The following is a 3270-nucleotide window of genomic DNA, read 5'->3' on the forward strand; positions in this document are numbered from 1 at the left end:
CTCCGTGTCGGCGGCCTGGACGGCGGTGGGCGTGGGCGCCTCGACGCCTCCCCCGGCGGCCGTCGCGCTGACCAACGGCGTGGCGCTGACCAGCCAGTCGGCCTCCACGGGCGCCGAGAAGCACTACTACCTGGACGTGCCGGCCTCGCGCGCTTCCTCCTTCGTGTCCAGCGGTGGCACGGGTGACGCCGACCTCTACGTCCGCATCGGCGCGGCGCCCACCACGTCCTCGTACAACTGCCGTCCGTACCTGAGCGGCAACGCCGAGACGTGCAACATCGCCGCGCAGAGCACGGCCCAGCGCATGTACGTCATGCTCCGCGCCTACAGCACCTTCTCGGGCGTGTCGATCAAGGGCACGTACTGAGCCCTGGTTCGCTGAACCCGGAGTGAGCTGAAACGGCCCCTGGGAGGCACTGCCTCCCGGGGGTTTCGTCTTTGCGGGCTTCCCGTGAGGCCGGGAAGGGTGTAGTGGCGCTGCCCGTATGGTTGCCCCTCGCCCCCTGCGCCACGCGGACCTCTCCCGGGTGGAAGCCGTCTTCACGGATGTCGACGGTACCCTCACCCGCTCGCACCAGCTGCGCTCCACGACCGTGCGGGCGCTCGAGCGCCTGGTGGAGGCCGGTCTCAAGCTGGTGCTGGTGACGGGCCGCCCGGCCGGTTGGGGCGAGGCGTGGGCCCGCACGCTGCCGGTGGACGGGGTGATCGTCGAGAACGGGGGCCTGTTCTTCCTGCGGGGCCCCAAGGGCAAGCTGCGCAAGGTGTACGCCGAGTCCCCGCGGGTCCGGGAGCCGAACCGCCGGAAGCTGGAGGCGGAGGTGGCGGCCGTGCTGCGGCAGGTGCCCGGGGCGCGCCTGTCCATGGACAGCGCCTTCACGGAGGTGGACCTGGCCGTGGACTACAACGAGGAAGCGCGGCTGGGCGAGCAGGGGGCCGAGCGCATTGAAGCGCTGCTGCGGGCGCGGGGGGTGACGGCGGTGCGCTCGTCGGTGCACATCAACTGCTGGCTGGGGCGGTTCGACAAGCTGTCGGCGGTGAGGCGCTTCCTGAAGCTCGCCTGGGGTTGGCGGCTGGAGCCGGGGGATGGGCGCTTCGTGTACGCGGGGGATAGCTTCAATGATGCCCCGATGTTTGGAGGGTTCGCCCTGAGTGTCGGGGTGGCCAACGTGCGGCGGGTGTTGGAGCGCATCGACACCCCGCCGGCCTTCATCACCCGGGCGGAGGAGGGGCGGGGCTTCGAGGAGCTCGCCCGTGCCATTGTCGCCCAACGGGCCCGCCGGGCCCCTCGCCGAGGAGTGGGAGCGTGAACGTCGTGAAGTTGGAGCTGGCCCCGGGGCTGGGCCGTCACCTGCGCGCGGGACACCCGTGGGTCTTCCGCAAGGCGCTGGACAAGGTGCCGAAGATTCCTCCCGGCAGCGTGGTGGACCTGGCGGAGAACGGGAAGTTCGTGGCGCGCGGGTATTTCGATCCGCACTCGGCCATCGCGGTGCGGGTGCTGACGCGCAACCCGAAGCAGAACATCGACGCGGCCTTCTTCGCGCAGCGGGTGAAGCAGGCGCTGGCCGAGCGGCGCTCGCTGATCGATCTGACGGACACGGACAGCTTCCGGTTGATCCACGGCGAGGGGGATGGGCTGCCGGGCGTGGTGGTGGACCTGTACGGCCGGTACGCGGTGCTGAAGCTGTACTCGGCGGGGCTGACGCCGTACCGGGGGCTGATCGTCGAGGCGCTGAAGGCGGCGGTGCCGGAGCTGAAGGGGATTCTGGGCCGGGACGAGGTGGGGCGGGACGACGCGGAGGACGACGAGGGCCGGGGGGCGGGGCGGATGCTGTGGGGGGAGAAGGCGCCGGAGGTGCTGGAGATCCTCGAGCGGGGGGCGAAGTTCGGGGTGGACGCGTGGCGGGGGCAGAAGACGGGCTTCTTCCTGGACCAGCGGGAGAACCGGTACCTGATCCGGCGGCTGGCGAAGGGGAGGGACGTGCTGAACTGCTTCTGTTTCAGCGGCGGGTTCTCGGTGAACGCGGCGCTGGGCGGGGCGAACAGTGTGTTCTCGGTGGATCTGGATCCGGATGCGATCGCGCTGGCGCGGGAGAACTTCACGCGCAACGGGCTGCCGGCGGAGAAGCACGACTTCCTCGCGGCGGACGTGTTCAAGCTGCTGGCATCGTTCCGGGAGGAGGGGAGGACGTTCGATCTGATCATCCTCGACCCGCCGGCGTTCGCGAAGAGCCAGAAGGCGGTGCAGGCGGCGATCGACGGGTATGCGTCGCTGAACCGTCAGGCATTGGGGCTGCTGCGGCCTGGGGGTTTGTTGGCGACGGCGTCGTGCTCGGCGCGCGTGGGCCCGGATGACTTCCTGGGCGCGGTGAAGGAGGCGGCCTTCAAGGCGGGAGTGGACCTGGCGATGGTGGAGGAGCGCTACCAGCCGCCGGATCATCCGATCCGGCTCCAGTTCCCCGAGGGCCGCTACCTGAAGTTCTACGTGATGGTGTCGGTGTAGCCGCCGACCTGGGGCCCGTGCGCGGGCCCTACCACTTCACGAAGCGAGAGATGCGGCGGACGCGGGTGTAGTAACCGCTTCCGTCCGTGCTCAGCCCCATGGAGGACGCGGCGCCGGAATTCAGATGCGGACCAACCCTACCGTCTTCGATGGGGGCGTCACCGTCTACGCCGAGGTTGTAGGCCCAGCAGGCCCCATAGTGCTGCGTGACGTTCCCGTAGCCGGTCGCGCAGTTATATCCGGGATAGGCATCCCCATCGAAGTCGGGTGACGCCCAGCCGCTGGCGAATTGCAAGCTATAGATGGCCCCTAATCCAGAGACATATTGAGGGGAGTTGAACTTCATCGAGTAGATGTCGATGCCCGTGGTCGTCGCCGCCATCGCGACGACACTCTTGCCTCGGACATCCTCGATGACATCCATGTAGGCAGTGCCGTACCGGTAGAGACTTCCGTCGTAGAAGAGGGCTTCGAGGTTGGGGCGTCCGCGCCGATCGAACCTTTCCCAGTACGAGATGTTCCAGAAGTCGGTGGTGTTGACGCCCAGGATGCTGTTGTAGACGAGCGTCCACCCTCCGCCATTCGTCTCCATGTCACAGTAGGCGGTGCGGGGTGGGCCTCCTCCCGGCCGGATCCAGTAGGTGCCGGACAGGGCCACTCCCGCTGACTGCAAGACCCGGCAGTTCTCGAGTGCCGTCGAGGGCGAGGAGCCAGGAGTGGCGTTCTGTGCCAGCGCGGACGGCGCGGCGAAGAGAAGGACCGCGAGACTC

Annotated in this window: 4 protein-coding genes; 3 read left to right on the forward strand and 1 reads right to left on the reverse strand. The window is 68.7% G+C overall.

Translation table 11 applies throughout. The features are described from left to right. The 3 genes from Q664_RS59580 to Q664_RS40430 form a co-directional block, all read left to right on the forward strand. Window positions 1-367 (forward strand): pre-peptidase C-terminal domain-containing protein (locus Q664_RS59580; protein ID WP_043408899.1); only part of this gene is annotated, 367 nt, incomplete at its 5' end. Between the two features lie 118 nt (window positions 368-485). Beyond that, window positions 486-1307, forward strand: a complete 822-nt coding sequence (locus Q664_RS40425; RefSeq protein WP_043408901.1) for an HAD-IIB family hydrolase — start codon at window positions 486-488, stop codon at window positions 1305-1307. Next, complete coding sequence (locus tag Q664_RS40430; protein ID WP_043408903.1) at window positions 1304-2500, forward strand: class I SAM-dependent rRNA methyltransferase; 1197 nt, start codon at window positions 1304-1306, stop codon at window positions 2498-2500. The genes Q664_RS40425 and Q664_RS40430 overlap by 4 nt, the downstream gene beginning before the upstream one ends. 28 nt (window positions 2501-2528) lie before the next feature. On the opposite strand, the gene Q664_RS40435 is transcribed toward Q664_RS40430, so the two are convergent. Continuing rightward, window positions 2529-3270, reverse strand: a 742-nt coding sequence (locus tag Q664_RS40435; protein ID WP_268811441.1) for a fibrinogen-like YCDxxxxGGGW domain-containing protein, incomplete at its 5' end; no start/stop codon positions are given.

Source organism: Archangium violaceum Cb vi76, from assembly GCF_000733295.1.
GTDB classification, from domain to species: Bacteria; Myxococcota; Myxococcia; order Myxococcales; family Myxococcaceae; genus Archangium; species Archangium violaceum.